Here is an 18,364-nt window from a genome sequence, read left to right as displayed (position 1 = left end):
CTCCTGTCAGCGGCTGGCGAGAAGGGGAGCCGCATCGCTCAAGGCGTGCAGTTTGAAGCTGCGGGCATACCCGACCGGGTCCGAGCCGTCCCAGGTCGTGCCGTCGATCAGTTGACTGCTGCGCATGTCCTGGCGAGGCGACGTCACGCCCAGCGCCGCGCAGGCTTCACGATACAGCTTGAGCTGTTGGACCTGGCAGGCCACGGCCAGGTAGTCCGGGTCTTCGCGCAGCAGACCCCAGCGCCGGAACTGGGTCATGAACCACATCCCGTCGGACAGGTACGGCAGGTTCACCTCGCCGTCCCCATGAAAGCGCATGGCGTGGGGATCCTGCCAGCTGTTGCCCAGGCCATCGGAATAAATCCCGAGCAGGCGCGGCTCGATGCAATCGAGCGGAGCGTCGAGGTATTCCGGGGCGCTCAACAATTGCGCGGTACTGCGGCGGTTTTCAGTGCTTTGTTCGATGAAGCGGCTGGCTTCGAGGATGGCCATCACCAGCGCGCGGGCAGTGTTGGGGTATTGCTCGACAAACGCGCGGGTACAACCCAGGACTTTCTCCGGGTGGTCGGGCCAGATGGTCTGGGTAGTCGCCAGGGTAAAGCCGAGGTTCTGCTTCACGGCGCTGGCGCACCAGGGCTCGCCGACGCAGAAACCATCGATGCGCCCGGCTTGCAGGTGCGCGATCATCTGCGGCGGTGGCACCACTACGCTGTCGACATCCGACAACGGATGGATGCCCTGGGCGGCGAGCCAGTAATAGAGCCACATGGCATGGGTGCCGGTGGGAAAGGTCTGGGCGAAGGTCAGTTTCGGGCGAGTTTGGTGCACATGCTGCTCCAGTGCCTCAGGACTGGTCACGCCTTGCGCCTGCAAACCATGGGACAGGTTGATGCTCTGGCCGTTCTGGTTCAGCCCCATCAGCACGGCCATGTCGGTCGGCGCGACGCCGCCGATGCCCAGGTGCACGGCATAAACCAGGCCGTACAGGCTGTGGGCCGCGTCGATTTCACCGCTGACCAGTTTGTCCCGCAGGTTGGCCCAGGAGGCCTGGCGCTTGAGGTTCAGCGTCAAGCCGTAGGGCTGGGCGAAGCCCTGGGTGGCGGCCACGACCACCGGGGCGCAGTCGCTCAGGGCCATGAAGCCGAGGTTGACCGCGCTCTTTTCCGGGGCATCGCTGCCATTGACCCAAGCCAGGGGGGTGGCTGGAATTTCGTTCATCGCGCATCACCTTCCGCATAAAAAAGCGCCGTGCCCGGACCGATGCCAGAGCAAGGCCGGAGGACGACGCCGTTGTCCTTGAAACAGTGTGGCACTCATTCCGCCATTGGGATGGGTGCCGATGAACACAAAGGGTGCAAGGCATATGCCAGCTCGCGCGTCATCACCTTCCCATCAGGATTGCGGACGGCGTGCCTTGCATCCTGTCGCTCCTTTCATCGCCACCTGGCAAGGAGACGGATGTGCAGGAAAAATCGTTTTGCTTCCCGGCCTCGCCTGATCTGCGCGGGCGAGTGCTGCACCTGCGTGTTGCCCTGGGCCCGGTTCAACTGAACGCGGGGCAGCCGGGCCTCGGTCAGACACTGCCGTCCGGGTGGGAGGGGCTGCTGGTGCTGAGCGATTCGCTGCAATTTCACGGCGGCGAACTGCACGTCACGCCGATTGACGAAGCGCCGTTGGTGAAGCTGCTGGCTTTTTTCGACATGAGCGCTGCCTTCTCCGGGCAAAAGGCTGATGTTGCGCCGTGGGCGCTGTTGCCGGTAAACGAAGAAATCGTCCGCTCGCCGCAGCGCCTCGAACGCTGGTACATCGAGCAGGCGATGCGCGGCACCGAGGCCTATCACGCGGTGGCCAACCTGTTGCGTCACCAGGAAAGTTACGGGCTGGTGCGTTTTCTGTTGGAGCAGGGCACTCACAGCGAAAAGCTCAACACCCTGGCACAGCGCTACGGCGTCTCGGTTTCGCATTTTCGCAGGCTTTGCCGACAGGCCCTGGGGAGCGCGGCCAAACCGGCCCTGCGTGGTTGGCGTACGGCCCGGGCATTGCTGGACATGAGCCTGCAGGACGGCTCCCTGACCGACGTGGCGCTGGAGTTCGGCTTTGCCTCTTCTTCGCATTTCTCTCGGGAGATTCGTCAATTGGTGGGTTTTACGCCCAGCAGCCTGGCTGACATTACCTACTTGCCCAGGCCAGTGAACCGATGAAACGCCGATTGTCCCTTACCGCTCTTCTCGTCTATTGCCTGGGCATCGCGGTGCTTGCGCCCGTTGCCGCGCAGGCCGATGTCTATACGTTCGAAGCCCGAGAGCAGAGCGCGCGGACATTTTTCAGCGAACTCTCCGCAGCCTTGGGCAAGCCGGTGATTGTCAGCAAGGCCGCAGCGGTCAAGCGGATCGGCGGGACGTTCGCCCTGCGCACGCCGCAGCGGACTTTCGAGCGAGTCAGTGCGCAGATGGGGTTGATCTGGTACAGCGATGGCCAGGCGATCTACCTGTATGACGCTGCGGAATTCAAGAGCTCGATGATGTCGCTGCAAACCCTGACCGTGGCCAGGCTCCAGGCATTCCTCGGGCGTTCCGGACTGGATGATCCGCGTTATCCGTTGCGCCACGACGGTTTACGGACCTTCCATGTGTCGGGGCCGCCGATCTATGTCGACCTGGTGACGCAAGCCGCAAGCTTGATGGACAACCAGCGCTCGGAGCTGCTGCTGGGCAAGCAGCAGATCGGCGTCATCCATGTGCGCAACACCTTCGTCGGTGACCGCAAGTATGAACTGCGTGACGACAAGGTCACCGTCCCCGGGCTGGCCACGGTGATCGAGCAGTTATTGCAGGGCGAGAAGCGTGGGGTCGAGCCGGTAGTGGCGCAAGCCCCCGCGCAACAAGCGCGTGGATCGATGCCGCAGTTCCCGTTGGAGGGACTGGCAAACGCCTCCTCGGACCAGGACCTGCTGGCACCGCGGATCATTGCGCGGGAGCTGGCCGCCGGCAACATTCGGGTGGTGGCCTATCCGGACACCAACAGCCTGTTGGTCAAGGGCCTGCCGGAGCAGGTCCACTTCATCGAAAATCTCGTCAGTGCCCTGGACACGCCGAAACGACACGTCGAGTTGTCGTTGTGGATCATCGACCTGCACAAGGATGAGCTCAATCAACTGGGCATCAACTGGCAAGGCGCATTGAAGTCGGGCGGCCAGTTCAGTGCATCGCTCAACGCCGGTTCGGCCACCACCCTGGACGGTGTTTCGTTCGTCACCCAGGTCATGGCGCTGGAGCGTACCCAGCGGGCCAACGTCGTCTCGCGCCCGGTCATCCTGACGCAAGAGAACGTGCCGGCAATCTTCGATAACAACCGCACGTTCTACGCGCCGCTGGTAGGCGAGCGCAGCGTCGATCTTCAGCATGTGACCTACGGCACGCTGGTGAGCGTTCTGCCGCGTTTCGCCCAGTCGGATGAAATCGAGATGCTGCTCAATATCGAGGACGGCAACGAGGTGGAGAACCCCGGCCAGGGCGAACAGCAAGGGGCTTTGCCGACGGTCGGGCGCACGCGTATCAGCACCGTGGCGCGGGTGCCACAAGGCAAGAGCCTGCTGGTCGGCGGGTTCACCCGCGATGACCACGGCGAGCAGATCGGACGCATCCCGGTGCTGGGTTCGATTCCCTGGATCGGCAGGTTGTTCAGCTATCGCCAGAGCCGCTCGGCGAACACGGTTCGGGTGTTCCTGATCCAGCCCAAGGAGATCGTCGATGCCCTTGAGTCGGCCACGCTGGAGCAGGGCGCAGAAGTGCTGAGCCCGGAGCTGCACGAACGGGTGCGCCGGATGTACTTCCGGATGTCGGAGAAATGATCCTGACGCCGATATCCCCAGGTGGACGGGCCGCCCAGGCGCGCTTGAATGCCGAGAAAGCCGCAGAGCACCGCCAGCCGTCAGTCGACGTCGAGACGGGCCCGGACGACAGCGCGACGGCCGCGGTGGCGCAGCGCATCGTGCAGATCAGCGACGAGCTGTCGGCGGCGCTCGCGCAGTTCCGTGGCCGACGGTTGTTCGAGCTCAAGTCAGGCACCCAGGCCGATACCTTCGAACGAGTGCTCGAGGACGATACCGTGCCCAAGGCGCGCCAGGTATTGAGCCTGGCCCGGCTGGCGGACAAACCTGTCGACTGGTTGCTGCAGATGGCACGCAGCCTGTTTCCCGATGACAGCGATCTGGTGCTGGTGCTGCGAGCGTTGTTGCGCCGCCGCACACTCGAAGCCTCCACGCGGCAGCGACTCACGGCGCTGAAGCAGACGGTGGTTACCCAGGCTGATCCCAAGCGCATGAACGCCGGCATCAATGCGGCGCTCAAGGCGCGAATGTTTGGTTCGACCATGGCGGTGCGGGCCAGCCTGCTACGCGAGACCTACCGCGATTTCCTCGAGTCCGACGAAGGCCCGCTCGGTTGCTACCAGGACTGGATTGCCCTGTACGGCGCGCCACAGCGCATGAATGTGCTGGCCTTCATCGAGGCCGCATTGCTGACCGACATCAGTGCCCAGGACCCCAGTTGCTCGCGCATCGAGTTCGGCCTGCTTTTTGCCAGGGTGACCGATATCAAGCGCCTGCGCTCGGCCGACCAGCTGTTCGTCGGTGCCGTGCTCGACGATGGACTCATCTGCCGGCACAACCCCCACGAGGCCGATTGGCTGGTGTTCCTGCTCGGCGTGTTGACCTGCCCAGATGATCTCGACCAACTGTTGCTCGGCACAGTGGGCGAGCAGGCGCTGCTCAGTTCCCACCGTGAACGCTCGATGTTGCTTCAAGCCGTGCGCCGGCTCTGCCTGCGCTTGCCCGCGCCACTGTTCGTTGACGAAGCCGCGCCGCAGCGCCTGGCCTTGCAGTTCACGCGCCTGGCCGATGTTGCCCATGCCCACGAGTGCATCGAGCAGCACCGCAGCGAGCCCCAACCATGATGTCCTCCCGCCCCCCGGCCTCGCTGCTCAACGTCTTTCTGCGCAATGTCAGTGCCCGGCCCGAGCTACTGATCCTGACGTTGATGGTGATGATTATTGCGATGCTGATCATCCCCCTACCGACAGTGCTGGTGGATTTCCTCATCGGCCTGAACATCGTCATTTCTCTGCTGGTGTTCATGGGCTCGTTCTACATCGAACGCATCCTCAGCTACTCGACGTTCCCGGCATTGCTGCTGTTGACCACGCTGTTCCGCCTGGCGCTGTCGATCAGCACCAGCCGGCTGATCCTGAGCCAGGCCGATGCCGGAGAGATCATCGCCTCGTTCGGCGACTTCGTGATCGGCGAAAGCCTGGTGGTGGGGTTCGTGATTTTTTCCATCGTCACGATTGTCCAGTTCATCGTGATCACCAAAGGCTCGGAGCGGGTCGCCGAGGTGGCGGCACGTTTCTCCCTGGACGGCATGCCCGGCAAGCAGATGAGCATCGACGGCGACCTCAAGGCCGGTGCCATCGATGCGACCCAGGCGCGGGAAAAACGCAGTGTGCTGGAGCGCGAAAGCCAGTTGTACGGTTCTTTCGACGGAGCGATGAAATTCATCAAGGGTGACGCAATTGCCGGCATCATCATTATTTTCGTCAACTTCATCGGCGGCATGGCCATTGGTGTCGGGCAGATGGGCATGGACATGTCCACGGCCCTGTCGACCTACACCTTGCTGACCATCGGCGACGGCCTGGTCGCACAGATACCCGCGCTGCTGATCGCCATTGGCGCAGGTTTCATCGTCACCCGGGTCAACGGTGACGACAGCAACCTGGGGCGCAACATGCTCGCCCAGATGCTCGGCAACCCATTCGTCCTGGGCGTAACCGCACTGTTGGCGGTGGGCGTGGGCCTGTTGCCCGGTTTTCCGTTGCTGACATTCCTCTCGATCGCCAGTGTGCTGGGGCTGGTTGTGTTTGTGCGCCATCGCCGCTCGTTGCGCCAGGCGGGTGCGGACGAAAGCCGCGCCGAACCCGCCGAACAGGGTTCGGTCCAGGGCGAATCGGGGTTGCTCGATGATGTCGAGAATATCGCGACAGAAACCATCGCGCTGATGCTGCTGGTGCCCACGGCACGCCTGCAGGAACTGGAAAAGAACCGCTGGGCGGCGCGCTTTCGCAGCCAGTTCTTCGTCGATTACGGGCTGCGCATTCCGGAGCCGCGGCTACGGGCCAGCGAGGCGCTGCCGGCGCATCAAGTGGCGGTGCTGATCAATGAAGTGCGCGCCGAACAGTTCGATATCCATTTCGACCATTGGCGCCTGCTGGACTATTCCCCCGAGCTCGAACCGCTGGGTTTTGCCCTGGTGCGCGGCGACGACAGCAATCGCCTCGGCGGGGTCTGGGTCAGCGCCGCCGACCGGGAGCGGGTGCAACAGTTGGGCTACCACCTGCGACCGGCTGACGAAGAATGCTACCGCTGCCTGGTCACGTTGCTGGCGCGCAACATCCAGGAATTTTTCGGCGTGCAGGAAACCAAGCACCTGCTCGACGAAATGGAAACGCGGTATCCCGATCTGCTCAAGGAAGTCTATCGCCACGTCACGGTGCAGAAGATTGCCGAAGTGCTGCAACGGCTGGTCGGCGAACGCATTTCGGTACGCAACATGAAGCTCATCCTGGAGGCACTGGCCCTTTGGGCCTCCCGGGAGAAAGACGTACTGGCGCTGGTCGAGCACGTTCGCGGCGCGATGGCCCGCTATATCAGCAACAAGTTTGCCCGGGGCAACGAGTTGCCGGTGTTGCTGTTGTCGGCGGAATTCGAGGACGTGGTACGCCGTGGGGTCCGGCAGACCTCGGGCGGCCATTTTCTCAACCTGGAACCGGCCGAGTCGGAAGAGCTGATGGACCGACTCAGTGTCGGCCTGGACAGCCTGCACATCGCCCACAAGGACATGGTGCTGCTGTGTTCGGTCGACGTACGGCGCTACATCAAGCGGCTGATCGAGGGGCGTTTTCGGGAGCTGGACGTCATGTCGTTCGGCGAAGTTTCCGAGACCGTCTCGGTCAATGTCATCAAGACGCTCTAAGGAACTCTGCACATGATACCGATGGATATTGCCGGCCTGTTGCGCGAAGCACTGCGTCACAGCGGTTGCGTGGACAGTCAGATAGGGCACTTCGACAGCCACGGCACGATAACGATGCAATTAAGCAATCTGCCCGATGTTAGCCTGGCTGTCGTCGAAGGCGATGTGTGGCTCTGGGCAGCGGTCGCCGAAGCGATGCCACAGTCGTTGAATTACTGTGCTTTCGATCTGCTGCAGTTCTTGCTCGAAGGCAACCCGTTTTCCCGTACCGGACAACTGCACCTGTGCGAAGTCGAGGGGCGGCTGGAGTTGCGTTTGCTGGCCAATGCCCAGGCCCTGAGCGATGCCGAGCATCTGGCCCAGGCGCTCGATTCCTTTGTGCAGGGCCTTGGAAGCCTCTTGGAAATCCTCCGTTGATCCACTCCCGGCTGGAACGACGGGCGGCCCATCCGTTGCGCCTGAGCGGTCCCTTGATCGAGGCGGCGCTGAGCGAGGTGGTCATTGGCGAGATCTGTGAGGTGCGTCGACACTGGCGCTCGCCCGACATCGCCGCCAGGGCCCAGGTCATCGGCTTCAAGCCCGGTGCGGTGCTGCTCAGTTTGCTCGGCGATGCGAAGGGCCTGTCCCGGGAATCGATGATCGTGCCGACGGGCTCGTCCCTGCAACTGACCTGTAGCGACGCCTTGCTTGGCAGCGTGGTCGATCCGCAGGGCGTCGTGGTCGAGCGCCTGGCGCCGGCGACGTTGACCGTCCAGCGCGACTGCCCGGTGGATGCCGATCCGCCGTCGTACCGGCAGCGGCGGCCAGTCGTGGAACCCTTGCGAACCGGCATTCGGGTCATCGACGGTTTGCTGACCTGTGGAGTGGGCCAGCGCATCGGCATTTTTGCCGCCGCCGGCTCCGGCAAGACCACCCTGATCGACATGCTGATCGAGCACACGGACGCAGACGTCTTCGTGGTCGGCCTGATTGGCGAGCGCGGGCGCGAAGTGACCGAGTTCATCGAGCACCTGCGCCAGTCGCCCAAGCGCTCTTGTTGCGTGGTGGTGTACGCCACTTCGGATTTCTCCTCGGTGGATCGCTGCAACGCAGCGTTGCTGGCCACCGCCATCGCCGAATATTTTCGCGACGAGGGCCGACGCGTGGTGTTGCTGCTGGACTCGCTGACGCGCTACGCCCGCGCGCGGCGCGATCTGGCCCTGGCGGCTGGCGAAGCACCGGCGCGGCGCGGCTATCCGGCCTCGGTGTTCGATGCCTTGCCGCGCCTGCTGGAACGACCCGGCGTGACCGCCTCGGGCAGCATTACCGCCTGGTACACGGTGTTGCTGGAAAGTGACGACGAGCCGGACCCGATCGCCGAGGAGATTCGCTCCATTCTTGACGGCCATGTCTACCTCAGCCGTGCCCTGGCGGCCAAGGGGCACTATCCGGCAATCGATGTTCTGCGCAGCGCCAGTCGGGTGGCGACGCAAGTCACCTCGCCAGAGGTCCGGCAGTTGGCCGTGGCGGCCCGCAAGATCCTGGCGCGCCTGGAACGGTTGCAGGTTTTTCTCGACATGGGTGAATACAGTCCGGGTGCCGACGCCGCCAACGACCACGCGCTGCAACGTCGCGACGCGCTTGACCGGTGGCTGCGCCAACCGACAGCCGAATATTGCGCGCCGGACGAAGCACTGCGGAGCCTGCATGAACTCCTTGGATGATCGACGGCGCTTGCTGGCCTTCAGTCTGTTTCGCCGGCAACGCGGCGAACTGGCGGTGGTGCGCGCCCAGCGTCAGTTGCAGCCGCTGCTGCGAGAACGCTCCGGTTTCGACGAACAGGAGGCTGCGCTGCAGGGCCTGCTGGTCAGCCATCGGGTGAACGATTGTGTGCTGGACCACGGACAACTGTTGGCGCTGCTGCGCACCCAGGCGGTGATCCGCCGGCGGATCGACGTGTTGCGCGTCGAGCGTGACCGCGTCGAGCAGCAGTGCCGGCAGGTCGAGCAACAATTGCTCGGGCAACGTGAGCTGCTGCGTTCATTGAAGCGCCGACACGACAAATATGTGGATTCAGTCCAGCGACTGGTGCACGCGCAACGGCTTGAAGCGGCGCGCCGGGAAGAGCGGGAGCTGGAAGAGATGATCGGAGTTCGTCGATGAGCAAGATATCCGTGGTTCCCACTCGACCGATCCAGGTCGAGGATCCCGCCGACCGGCGTTCGAGCGATGAGCACCGGACCGAGCTGGTTCCGGTGCAGCTGGACGAGCTGCCGCAAGGTGTCCTTGATCTGATGGCTTTGCTGATACGGCCGGGACCTGCCGAACCCCGTGGCGCAATGGCCTGGCACACGACAGTCGCTGCCCGGCGAAGCGTGGAAGTGCAATTCGACGGCGCTGCATCGATTGTCCAGACGACGATGGACATCGAACCAGACGCCGTTCAGCCGAATCTCCGGGCAGCCATGCCTTTTTCGGAAAAGCCTTTGTTGTCTGCTACACCGGTACAACAGGCGTTGCCACAACGTCCGGAGCCGACGGCGTCTGTCGTCGACAGGGTAATGCCGACAGCGCTTGCAGTTTTGCCCGAGCCGATGAACCGTCCCCTCGCCAGTGATACGCCAACCGCCCCCATCGGCGCCGAACAGATACCCCAACTGCCGACGAGTCTTCAAGCCCCGCGCCAGGCGTCGTCGGTTGTTTCCGTGCAGCGCCCGCTGCCGCCCATGCCGTCCTCGACAACCGACGCCTTGGTTGAAGCACTGCCATCGGCAGACCGGGGCTTGTTGCAGATCCCTTTCAACAAAGGCGCGGCCAGTGGTCAGGTGGTCATCAGCCGCGGGCCCGAAGAGCCCACTCGGAACCTGACGCTCAGCCCAAGCAATGCCTTGGTGTTCGAGCAGCTCAAAGAGCCTTTCGAGCTGGCCCGCGAGCCGGCCTGGCGACTCGCTGAACGTGGTGGCGAACAGCAGCGCCAAGGGTCGCAGCCATCGCCGGATGAGGATCAGGATGAATCGGCGGAGCATTCGGCATGAGCGCGCTGAAGCTGCGCCGCGTCGACGCTTCGGCGCACGCTCATGCCCAAGCGATTCAACGCTGGCGGCATGCCGGGCGGGACGCGGGGCTGGAGCAGATGCCGCAGCGCCGCGGCTATCTGCGATTCCGCGCGCAAGGCGAGGGCGGCGGCTGGCAAGGACTGATCATGGCCCACGACTGGCTGCATCACTCGATCCCCACCCTGCAGCCGTTGCTGACGGCCGAATGCCCGTTGCCGAGTATCGTCGCCTTGTTTCGAGCGGTGCCACGGCCCTTGTTGCCGGACGTGGACGAACTGGGCTACCGGGAGCTGTGCGACATCGAATGCGTCGCCCCGACGCGATTACCCACTTACCCCTTGCCCTGGATCGCGACGCCGCGGGGACGCCTGTGGTTGCAGCAGCTACCGACGCCCGGCACTGCCTGTGGCCCTTTGGAGGCGGATGCGTGGCTGGGCGATCTGCCGTTGCGACTGACGTTCGTGTTGGGCATCAGCCACCTGAGCCTCGCCAGTCGCCTGCGCCTGGCTCAAGGTGATGTGCTGCGCATCAACCGGCTGACCCGGCAGTGCTTGTTAATACAGCAATGCCTTGGCACTTTCACCTTGACCCAGGAGGGTTTACGCATGCAACCAACGCTGGCTGATGCCTGCCCGGAAGAAACGTCGGGGCCCGGCGCGCAGATCGACCTGGGGGCGCTCCCGGTGCGCCTGGAATTCGTCCTCGCCACCCATGCAACCGATCTGGCCATGCTCGCGCAGATCAGCGACGGGCAACTGATCCCTCTGCCCGGGGACGTCGCGCGAAACATCGAGGTCCGTGCCAACGGCAAGCCTGTTGCCCGTGGGGAGCTGGTGCAGTTGGACGGACAACTTGGCGTTGAACTGCTGGACGTCTATCGGGACCGTGGCGATGAATGATGTTTCGCTGATCGCCTTGCTGGCCTTCGCCTCGCTGCTGCCGTTCCTGGTGGCGGCAGGCACTTGCTACATCAAGTTTTCCATTGTCTTTGTCATCGTGCGCAACGCCCTGGGCTTGCAGCAGGTGCCGTCGAACATGGCCCTCAATGCAATTGCGCTGATGCTGGCGATTTTTGTCATGACGCCGGTCGTCAAGCAGGGTCACGACTATTACAAGACCGAAGCGGTGGCGTTTACCGATATCGAGTCGGTGGTGAATTTCGCCGAGAACGGCCTGGGCGGCTACAAGGATTACCTGCGCAAGTACACCGACCCGGAACTGGCGCTGTTTTTCGAGCGGGCCCAGGCGGTCCAGGATGGAACCGACGCAGACCCGCCGGCCAATGAAGAACTGACGCCGTCTTTGTTTTCGCTCCTGCCGGCCTATGCGCTGAGCGAGATCAAAAGTGCCTTCAAGATTGGTTTTTATCTGTACCTGCCCTTTGTGATCGTGGACCTGGTGATTTCCAGCATCCTGCTGGCGTTGGGCATGATGATGATGAGTCCGGTGATCATTTCCGTACCGATCAAGCTGGTGCTGTTTGTCGCACTGGACGGCTGGGCGTTGCTGTCGACCGGCCTGGTCAAGCAATACCTGACGCTGCTGGCATAGGCGCGGCCATGAATGATCTGGTTTATGCCGGTAACAAGACCTTGTACTTGATCCTGCTCATGGTGGCCTGGCCGATCATCGTCGCCACGATAGTCGGGCTGGTGATCGGGTTGATCCAGACCGTGACCCAGTTGCAGGAACAGACGCTGCCCTTCGGCTTCAAGTTGCTGGCAGTCGCGGCGTGCCTGTTCCTGCTCTCGGGGTGGTACGGCGAAACCCTGCTCGATTTCAGTCGCGAAGTCATCCGCCTGGCGTTGGATTAGCGATGTCCATGACGCTGTTCTTCGAACTCTATGCCGGGTTTGCCGCCGCAACACTGGGCGTGGCTCGCCTGGCACCGATTTTTTTCATGTTGCCGTTTCTCAACAGCGGTGTGCTGACCGGGGTGGCGCGCCATGCGGTGATCGTGCTGGTGGCGCTGGGGTTCTGGCGCTACGTCGGCGTGCCCGCGCCGGCCCTCGACAGCCTGGCGTTCTTCGCCCTGATGCTGCGCGAGGCGGGTATCGGTGTGCTGTTGGGCGTGCTGCTGTGCTGGCCGTTCTGGGTGTTGCATGCCATGGGCAACCTGATTGACAACCAGCGCGGCGCGATGCTCAGCAGCACGGTGGACCCGGCCAACGGTGTCGACACTTCGGAGTTGGCGAATTTTCTCCAGTTGTTTGCCGCGGCGGTCTATCTCGAAGGTGGCGGCATGTTGTTGATGCTTGAGACCGTCAGTCATAGCTATCGCATCTGTGCGCCGGCGAATCACTGCCAGGTGATCCTGCCTGCCGTCCTGGATTTGCTGGATGCGCTGGTGAGCAAGACGCTGGTCATCAGCGCGCCGGTGGTGGCGACGTTGCTGGTCAGCGAGGCCTTGCTCGGCTTGCTTTCGCGTTATGCGCCACAGATGAACGCCTTTTCCGTATCGTTGACGGTCAAGAGCCTGGTGGCGTTGGTAGTCCTGATGCTGTATTTCGGCGTGCATCTGCCGGATGAGGTGCTGCGCATGGGCATGCAGGCCGATGGGTTGGCGCACTATCTGGACGGCGGAGAGGCAAGCCATGTCGTCCAGCGCGTCGAAGACTGAAAAGCCCACCGCCAAGCGGCTCAGGGATGCGGCGCGCAAAGGACAGACGTTCAAGGCCAAGGACCTGGTCATCACCTGCCTGACCCTGTGCGGCATTGCCTACATGGTGCTCAACAGCTCGCTAATCGAGATCATGGAGGTTTACCGGCGCATCATCGCCAGCGATTTTCAGGCGGATCTGCAAGCCTATTCAGCGACATTGGTGCTGCTCGGCCTCAAGACGCTGTTGCCGTTGTTGCTGGTTTGCGTGCTGACCAGTGCGCTGCCCGCGCTGCTGCAAAGCGGTTTTGCCCTGGCCAGCGAAGCGTTGAAGCTCAATCTGGACGCGTTGAACCCGGTCAATGGCTTCAAGAAACTCTTCAGCCTGCGCACCGTCAAGGACACGTTCAAGGCGTTGTTGTACCTGGGCAGTTTTGCCATGGCGCTGTGGATCGTCTGGATCACTCAACGGCAGCTGTTGTTTGCCCAACTGTTCGTCCAGGCGCCTGAGCTGTTCGCTATCTGGGGGCACTTGCTGCTGGTGCTGGTGGTGGCCTTCCTGGCCTGCGTCCTGCTGATCGTCGTGCTCGATGCCCTCAGCGAGTACTGGTTGTTCATGAAAGACCAGATGATGGACAAGGATGCGGTCAAGCGTGAGCACAAGGAGCAGGATGGCGACCCGCAGATCAAGGGGCGCCGCCGCGACCTGCACATGGAACTGCTGTCGGAGCAGGTCAAGTCCGATGTGCGCAGCTCGCGCATGATCATCGCCAATCCGACCCACATCGCCATCGGCGTGTATTTCCGCCCGGAAATCACTTTGCTGCCGTTCATCTCGCTGATGGAAACCAACCAGCGCGCCCTGGCCGTGCGGGCATATGCCAAGGAAGTGGGCGTGCCGGTGGTCAACGACATCGCCCTGGCCCGACGGATTTTCAAGACCCACCAGCGCTACAGCTTCCTCCAGGTGCAGGAAGTCGAGGAAGTGCTGCGCCTGCTGATCTGGCTCGAACAGGTCGAGCAGGCTTGAAACCAAGCAAAGCCAGGCACGGCCCTTGTGGCGAGGGAGCTTGCTCCCGCTGGGGCGCGAAGCGGCCCCAAAGCCTGGCGGCGCGGTGCTTCAGACCGATTGAGTCGCTTTTTGGAGGGGGCTGCTGCTCAGCCCAGCGGGAGCAAGCTCCCTCGCCACAACAGCGGCTTGGCACAAGAGCAGTCTCGTCGGTCTGGTTTTTGTTGCATGAGCGCAATCTGGCAGCGGGCCCTTCAGCGTTTTTGGCTCAATGCATCGGTCAGCAACGCTGGCGTTTTCTCAGGAGTGTGGCGGATGAGTCGCGACAACAAACAAGACGAGCAGGTAGCCCTGGATGTCGTCGACGCCGTGCTCGGCGGCGCGGCGTTGAAGGATGTGCAAGGCATCACCGACGAACACATGGACAGTCTGTATGCCTTTGCCTTCCAGTTCTATGAACAGGGGCGGCTGGACGATGCCGAGAAGTTCTTCCACTTCCTGTGCATCTACGACTTCTACAACAGCCATTACTGGATGGGACTGGCTGCGGTGCACCAACTCAAGCAGAACCACCAGAAAGCCATCGACCTGTATGCGATTGCCTTCGCCCAGGGCAAGAACGACTACCGGCCCATGTTGTACACCGGCCAGTGTCACCTGGCCTTGGGCAAGGTCGGCAAGGCCCGGTTGTGTTTCGAGTATGTACTGGAACAAACCACGCAAGACGAGCTGCACGAGCAAGCCAGGGTATATCTCGACACGTTGGCTCACATGATGGAACAGCAAGGTCCGGAGGGCTGCACATGAGCGAAATAAGGACGACTGGCCACCCGGGGCATCACGGCCCCATGAGCCGTGGCGAGGCCTTTGAAAAATACGCCGAGGCCGCCGCCAAGGCCGCACGAACGGTGGATTACCAGAAGGCCGGGCAGGACGCCTTGGCACGCCTGATGTCGGTGAAGTACGAAGGCCGCGACGGTCAGCCTGGTGCCAACGCAGGCAAACCCGTACTGCAAGCGCCGCCTCCGCGCGTCGACGGCGGCAAGCCGGATACCAGCGGCGATCTGTTCACGTTGTTGATGGCGATGATCAACGAGCTGATCGGCGAGGTCGACGTCAAGAAGCTGAAGAGTCGCCTGGCAATGCTACAGAGCATGGCCGGAGCCAGGCAGCAAGGGCATGAAAAACTGTCCGCCGAATACACCGCTGCCGTCCAGGCGATGGAAGTTGCCGAGGGCGACGTCGGCAGTAGCCAGGAACACCTCGAGCAGTTGCGTGAACGGGTCGCGCATGCCCAGGGACGGCTGGACGAAAGCGAGGCCCGGCTGACGAAGCTCGACCCGCAATCGCCGGAATATACTCGGGAGCTGGCGCGTCGCGACCAGCTCAAAGGCGAGTTGGCGAGCCACACCCAAGCCTTCAAGGTGGCAACCGATGCTCATCTGAAATTGATCGAAGTGGCCAACGCCTGTGCCAAGGCGGTGAGCGAAACAAGCGCAAAAGTGCATGCCTCCGGCATCAACACGCCAGGCGCTCGGCAAGCCGACGAAAAAGCCCTCTCCAGTGGGGCGCAAGCGTTGTTGAGCCGTTTGCAAATCATCGAGCTGCTCGGCGAGTCGGCGCAAAACAAGGAGGAGCTTAACCAGGAGCTTTTCCACGAGCTGCAGACCAGGCTCCAGGCCCACATGGAACGTGAGTCGGAAAAATACCTGGAGGAAGTCCGCAAGGCCGAGGCGTTGCAGAAAACCATGGGCTGCATCGGCAAGATCGTCGGGGCGATATTGGCCATTGCAACTATCGCCGCCGGCGTCTTGACCGCCAACCCGGTGCTGATCGCGGTGGGCGTGGTCGGCGCGGCCGTGATGATCGCCGATTCGGTAATCAAGGATAAAACCGGTGTGTCGTTCATGGGCGAAGTCATGAAGCCGCTGACCATCGTCATGCAGGAAGCCATCAAGCTGTTCACCGAGCTCTACACCAGGTTGCTGGTCGGCCTGGGCGTCGATGAGGACAAGGCCAAGGAAATCGCGCAGATCGCCGGCATGATCCAGGGGATCGTCGCGACGCTGGCCGCCGTCGCGTTGGTAGCCGTGGTCGGGGCGCAGGTGATCGGGCCGATGCTCAGCGCCGTTGCCTCGAAACTTGCCTCGATGGTCGCCCAGGCCGCACCCGCGGCGATGCAGGCGATGAAGCAAGTGGCAACCTCGGTCGGCAATACACTGACCCAGATGCTGACGCAACTGCGCAGCGTCATTACCAACGGCGCCGATCCGGTAACGCTGGCGCGCTATGCCGCCAACCTGGAGATCACCCAGGCAATCACCGAATTCGGCAGCGTGGCGGTGCAAGGCGGATTACAGATCAAGAGCGGCCAGCACCAGGCCCAGGCGGCCGTGCACCTCGCCGATGTGCGGGTGCGCATGGCCATCAGCGAGGAAATCACCACCTACCTCACTCAGGTGGTCGATGACTACGGCCAGGCGATGCAGGCCCGAACACGCCAGATCGAACAGCTGTTTGCCGACCTGCAGCGAAGCCATTCCGTCAGCCTGCAAATGGCCCGGCACGTCTGACATTCCATCCGACAGGAACCCATCATGACCCTCATTACCACCACGGTCGGGATCGTTCCCGCTGCCGTTCACCACGACTCGTCCAACGACACAGGGCCGAGCGGACCTTCGCGGGACAAGTCCCTCGCGGGTTCGCCGATGCTCGACAGGATCACCGCGAAGCAGGTACTCCAGGACAGCCAGTTTCCGACGCCATCGGTTACGGAACTGGAAAACCGGATCGCCGCCTTTCAGCCTACTGAATCCGATCGAAAGGACTTCGATGAAGCCCTGTCGATGGTCGGCGAAGACGTGCGCAACGACCTGGTGTTTGACCCGGGCGCCTGGGAGAAACATGCCAACGTTCTGGTGGCCGCGATTATCGCGTTGAACATCGCACGGGTCGCCAACGCGCAGCTACGCGGCCATTTCGGCGTCATGGCCGCCGAGGCGGCCAAAGCCCAGGGGGCGGCTATCGTCGAGTCAGGCCGGGCGGCGCTCAACAGCGCCATCACGTCCGCGGTCGTGTCCGGCGCCATCGCAGGCTTCGCCATGGTCAAGACTTTCCAGGGCCAGAATCTCAAGCATGCGGATATCGACCTGAACAAGCGCAACACGCTGGATGCCGGCAACGTTGAGCGCGACCTCAAGCTTGAGCGCGAGCGCAATGACTGGAGTCCGGATGCCACTTACAAGATCAAGACACTCGATGACTTCGGTCGCCCGACGACAGTCGATTTCAAACCCAAGGGTTCGGCACTAACGCCGCAGGAACAGGCCTGGTTCGACGGCGAAATCCTCAAGGCCCAGAAGGTCGGCCAAACCTCCGACTGGTTGAGCCAGATGGGGGGCAAGGGCATCGAGAAGAAACTGGAAATCGGACGCGCACTCAACGCCATGTCGATGAGCATGAGCCAGGTCGTGGCGAACACGGTACGCATGGCCGAGCACGCGGCGCGGGAAAAGGAGGTGTTGATGCAGAGCGCCCAGACCAGCCAAAAGACCTTGGGCGATGAGGTTGGGCAGAAAGACGCAGCGGAAGCGGCGCTGGTGCAAAAACTGATGGAGATGGTGATGCAGCTCTTTCAATCGCGCAGCGATGTCATTCGTGCCCTGACGGCCTAGGAGTCAATCAGATGATCATTCAAGGGTCCACCCCAACCAACCAGCGACTCACCGAACCGAACACCGCAGCCCCGCCACCGACACCCCCCGAAATGCCCGCCGCCGTCAGGCCGGGATTTGATCTGGCGGACTCGCTGGAACGTTCGGTAAAAAAACTCGATCGACGTCTCGATCGTGCACTCGAGGGGTCGACCGGGCAGGCCAAGGGGGCGCGCTACGAAATGTGGGCGCAGCAACTGCAGCAGTGTTTCGCCGTGATGACCTACAGCATCCAGACGGCGTCCCTGAGCGAGGGGCAGCTTCAGCAACTGGCAGACATGCAGGACAAGATTCTGAACAACCTGTATGAACAGCGGACCCCGCCGGAAATCGGTGCGTTCAATACCGAGGAACCCGAGGACTTCTTCAAGAAATTGCGTGACCTGATCGACCTGATCAAGAACGGCTACCTTGCCGGCTATGAACATATCATCAAGGCCTACTCGGACTTTTTCGCCGAGTTCAACTCGAAAATCACTGCGATGATGAAGGACTGGGTCGAAGGGGCGAACGACGGGAAGGAGGTCAAGTTGAATGCGGGCGCATTGCACGCCGCATTGACTGAGCTTATCGCCAAGTACACCCATCCGGAGTCTGCCTCGGTTCTTTTTCCGAAACCAGGTGATGAAGGAGCCAGCAAGGAAGAGGCAGAGAAGTGGCTGAAGGCGCTGGGCCTGCCCCCGCAATGTCTGAAGGAAAATGCCGATGGCACCTGGTGCGTCGTCATTGATACAGGCCCGCTTTGGAGTATGACCGGCAGTTTGCCGTCCAGCGGCACCGTAACGTGGGACACCGCCAGGTTCAACGCCTGGCAAACCGGCTTCAACGCCCAGGAAGAACGCATGAAAAACATGCTGCAGTCCTTGACGCAGAAATATTCGAACGCGAATTCATATCACGATAATTTCAACAAGACGTTGTCGGCGCATTTGAATCAGTTTGCGGAGATGTTGAAGGCGATGTTGGGTCCTTGAATT

At 62.2% G+C, this 18,364-nt stretch carries 18 protein-coding genes; 17 read left to right on the top strand and 1 reads right to left on the bottom strand.

Annotated features, from left to right (window positions below; translation table 11 throughout):
- Window positions 1–6: 6 nt before the first annotated feature.
- Window positions 7–1,218: a CmpA/NrtA family ABC transporter substrate-binding protein gene (locus tag J3P91_RS18540; protein WP_434601374.1), complete on the bottom strand. Its 1,212-nt coding sequence runs from the start codon at window positions 1,216–1,218 to the stop codon at window positions 7–9.
- A gap of 242 nt (window positions 1,219–1,460) precedes the next feature.
- Here J3P91_RS18540 and J3P91_RS18535 point away from each other — a divergent pair, with 242 nt between their 5' ends.
- From J3P91_RS18535 to J3P91_RS18455, 17 genes are all read left to right on the top strand, one after another.
- Window positions 1,461–2,201: a helix-turn-helix domain-containing protein gene (locus J3P91_RS18535; protein WP_434572898.1), complete on the top strand. Its 741-nt coding sequence runs from the start codon at window positions 1,461–1,463 to the stop codon at window positions 2,199–2,201.
- Window positions 2,198–3,850 carry a type III secretion system outer membrane ring subunit SctC gene (sctC, locus tag J3P91_RS18530; RefSeq protein WP_434601373.1) on the top strand — a complete coding sequence of 551 codons (1,653 nt, stop codon included), beginning with the start codon at window positions 2,198–2,200 and terminating at the stop codon, window positions 3,848–3,850. Before J3P91_RS18535 ends, sctC begins: the two co-directional genes overlap by 4 nt.
- A complete protein-coding gene (gene sctW / locus J3P91_RS18525; RefSeq protein WP_434601372.1) occupies window positions 3,847–4,953 on the top strand; it encodes a type III secretion system gatekeeper subunit SctW in 1,107 nt (368 codons plus the stop codon). Before sctC ends, sctW begins: the two co-directional genes overlap by 4 nt.
- 23 nt (window positions 4,954–4,976) lie before the next feature.
- Complete coding sequence (locus tag J3P91_RS18520; RefSeq protein ID WP_434605167.1) at window positions 4,977–7,028, top strand: EscV/YscV/HrcV family type III secretion system export apparatus protein; 2,052 nt, start codon at window positions 4,977–4,979, stop codon at window positions 7,026–7,028.
- A gap of 12 nt (window positions 7,029–7,040) precedes the next feature.
- The gene (locus tag J3P91_RS18515; protein WP_434601371.1) at window positions 7,041–7,445 is read left to right on the top strand and encodes an Invasion protein B family; all 405 of its coding nucleotides are present in this window, start codon (window positions 7,041–7,043) and stop codon (window positions 7,443–7,445) included.
- A complete protein-coding gene (gene sctN / locus J3P91_RS18510) occupies window positions 7,445–8,731 on the top strand; it encodes a type III secretion system ATPase SctN (RefSeq protein ID WP_434605165.1) in 1,287 nt (428 codons plus the stop codon). The genes J3P91_RS18515 and sctN overlap by 1 nt, the downstream gene beginning before the upstream one ends.
- Complete coding sequence (locus tag J3P91_RS18505; RefSeq protein WP_434601370.1) at window positions 8,715–9,170, top strand: type III secretion protein; 456 nt, start codon at window positions 8,715–8,717, stop codon at window positions 9,168–9,170. Before sctN ends, J3P91_RS18505 begins: the two co-directional genes overlap by 17 nt.
- Window positions 9,167–10,042 carry a SpaN/EivJ family type III secretion system needle length determinant gene (locus tag J3P91_RS18500; RefSeq protein ID WP_434601369.1) on the top strand — a complete coding sequence of 292 codons (876 nt, stop codon included), beginning with the start codon at window positions 9,167–9,169 and terminating at the stop codon, window positions 10,040–10,042. Before J3P91_RS18505 ends, J3P91_RS18500 begins: the two co-directional genes overlap by 4 nt.
- Window positions 10,039–10,962, top strand: coding sequence for a FliM/FliN family flagellar motor switch protein (locus J3P91_RS18495; protein WP_434601368.1), 924 nt, complete (start codon window positions 10,039–10,041; stop codon window positions 10,960–10,962). The genes J3P91_RS18500 and J3P91_RS18495 overlap by 4 nt, the downstream gene beginning before the upstream one ends.
- Entirely contained in the window at window positions 10,955–11,614 is a 660-nt protein-coding gene (locus J3P91_RS18490; protein ID WP_434601367.1) for an EscR/YscR/HrcR family type III secretion system export apparatus protein, read from the top strand. The genes J3P91_RS18495 and J3P91_RS18490 overlap by 8 nt, the downstream gene beginning before the upstream one ends.
- Before the next feature lie 8 nt (window positions 11,615–11,622).
- Entirely contained in the window at window positions 11,623–11,877 is a 255-nt protein-coding gene (locus J3P91_RS18485) for an EscS/YscS/HrcS family type III secretion system export apparatus protein (protein ID WP_434601366.1), read from the top strand.
- A 2-nt stretch (window positions 11,878–11,879) separates the two neighbouring features.
- Window positions 11,880–12,683: a type III secretion system export apparatus subunit SctT gene (gene sctT, locus J3P91_RS18480; protein WP_434572911.1), complete on the top strand. Its 804-nt coding sequence runs from the start codon at window positions 11,880–11,882 to the stop codon at window positions 12,681–12,683.
- On the top strand, window positions 12,658–13,692 hold the full coding sequence (locus J3P91_RS18475; protein WP_434601365.1) for an EscU/YscU/HrcU family type III secretion system export apparatus switch protein: 1,035 nt from the start codon (window positions 12,658–12,660) through the stop codon (window positions 13,690–13,692). The genes sctT and J3P91_RS18475 overlap by 26 nt, the downstream gene beginning before the upstream one ends.
- Window positions 13,693–13,986: 294 nt before the next feature.
- On the top strand, window positions 13,987–14,478 hold the full coding sequence (sicA, locus tag J3P91_RS18470) for a type III secretion system translocator chaperone SicA (RefSeq protein WP_434601364.1): 492 nt from the start codon (window positions 13,987–13,989) through the stop codon (window positions 14,476–14,478).
- Entirely contained in the window at window positions 14,475–16,244 is a 1,770-nt protein-coding gene (gene sctE, locus J3P91_RS18465) for a type III secretion system translocon subunit SctE (protein ID WP_434601363.1), read from the top strand. The genes sicA and sctE overlap by 4 nt, the downstream gene beginning before the upstream one ends.
- Window positions 16,245–16,268: 24 nt before the next feature.
- Window positions 16,269–17,348 carry a cell invasion protein gene (locus J3P91_RS18460; RefSeq protein ID WP_434601362.1) on the top strand — a complete coding sequence of 360 codons (1,080 nt, stop codon included), beginning with the start codon at window positions 16,269–16,271 and terminating at the stop codon, window positions 17,346–17,348.
- Between the two features lie 11 nt (window positions 17,349–17,359).
- On the top strand, window positions 17,360–18,361 hold the full coding sequence (locus J3P91_RS18455; RefSeq protein WP_434601361.1) for an IpaD/SipD/SspD family type III secretion system needle tip protein: 1,002 nt from the start codon (window positions 17,360–17,362) through the stop codon (window positions 18,359–18,361).
- Window positions 18,362–18,364 lie beyond the last annotated feature (3 nt).

Origin of the sequence: Pseudomonas sp. Z4-7 (genome assembly GCF_051131965.1) — a bacterium.
Taxonomy (GTDB): domain Bacteria; phylum Pseudomonadota; class Gammaproteobacteria; order Pseudomonadales; family Pseudomonadaceae; genus Aquipseudomonas.
The sequence above is the reverse complement of the archived record's forward strand: the minus strand, read 5'-3'. Positions and strand labels throughout refer to the sequence as shown.

Coding starts and splice junctions, on each gene's coding strand:
- J3P91_RS18475 (WP_434601365.1), top strand. CDS start 12,658: ATGTCGTCCAGCGCGTCGAAGACTGAAAAGCCCACCGCCAAGCGGCTC.
- J3P91_RS18485 (WP_434601366.1), top strand. CDS start 11,623: ATGAATGATCTGGTTTATGCCGGTAACAAGACCTTGTACTTGATCCTG.
- sctW (WP_434601372.1), top strand. CDS start 3,847: ATGATCCTGACGCCGATATCCCCAGGTGGACGGGCCGCCCAGGCGCGC.
- J3P91_RS18540 (WP_434601374.1), bottom strand. CDS start 1,218: ATGAACGAAATTCCAGCCACCCCCCTGGCTTGGGTCAATGGCAGCGAT.
- J3P91_RS18460 (WP_434601362.1), top strand. CDS start 16,269: ATGACCCTCATTACCACCACGGTCGGGATCGTTCCCGCTGCCGTTCAC.
- J3P91_RS18490 (WP_434601367.1), top strand. CDS start 10,955: ATGAATGATGTTTCGCTGATCGCCTTGCTGGCCTTCGCCTCGCTGCTG.
- sctE (WP_434601363.1), top strand. CDS start 14,475: ATGAGCGAAATAAGGACGACTGGCCACCCGGGGCATCACGGCCCCATG.
- sctC (WP_434601373.1), top strand. CDS start 2,198: ATGAAACGCCGATTGTCCCTTACCGCTCTTCTCGTCTATTGCCTGGGC.
- sctT (WP_434572911.1), top strand. CDS start 11,880: ATGTCCATGACGCTGTTCTTCGAACTCTATGCCGGGTTTGCCGCCGCA.
- sicA (WP_434601364.1), top strand. CDS start 13,987: ATGAGTCGCGACAACAAACAAGACGAGCAGGTAGCCCTGGATGTCGTC.
- J3P91_RS18495 (WP_434601368.1), top strand. CDS start 10,039: ATGAGCGCGCTGAAGCTGCGCCGCGTCGACGCTTCGGCGCACGCTCAT.
- J3P91_RS18515 (WP_434601371.1), top strand. CDS start 7,041: ATGATACCGATGGATATTGCCGGCCTGTTGCGCGAAGCACTGCGTCAC.
- J3P91_RS18505 (WP_434601370.1), top strand. CDS start 8,715: ATGAACTCCTTGGATGATCGACGGCGCTTGCTGGCCTTCAGTCTGTTT.
- J3P91_RS18455 (WP_434601361.1), top strand. CDS start 17,360: ATGATCATTCAAGGGTCCACCCCAACCAACCAGCGACTCACCGAACCG.
- J3P91_RS18500 (WP_434601369.1), top strand. CDS start 9,167: ATGAGCAAGATATCCGTGGTTCCCACTCGACCGATCCAGGTCGAGGAT.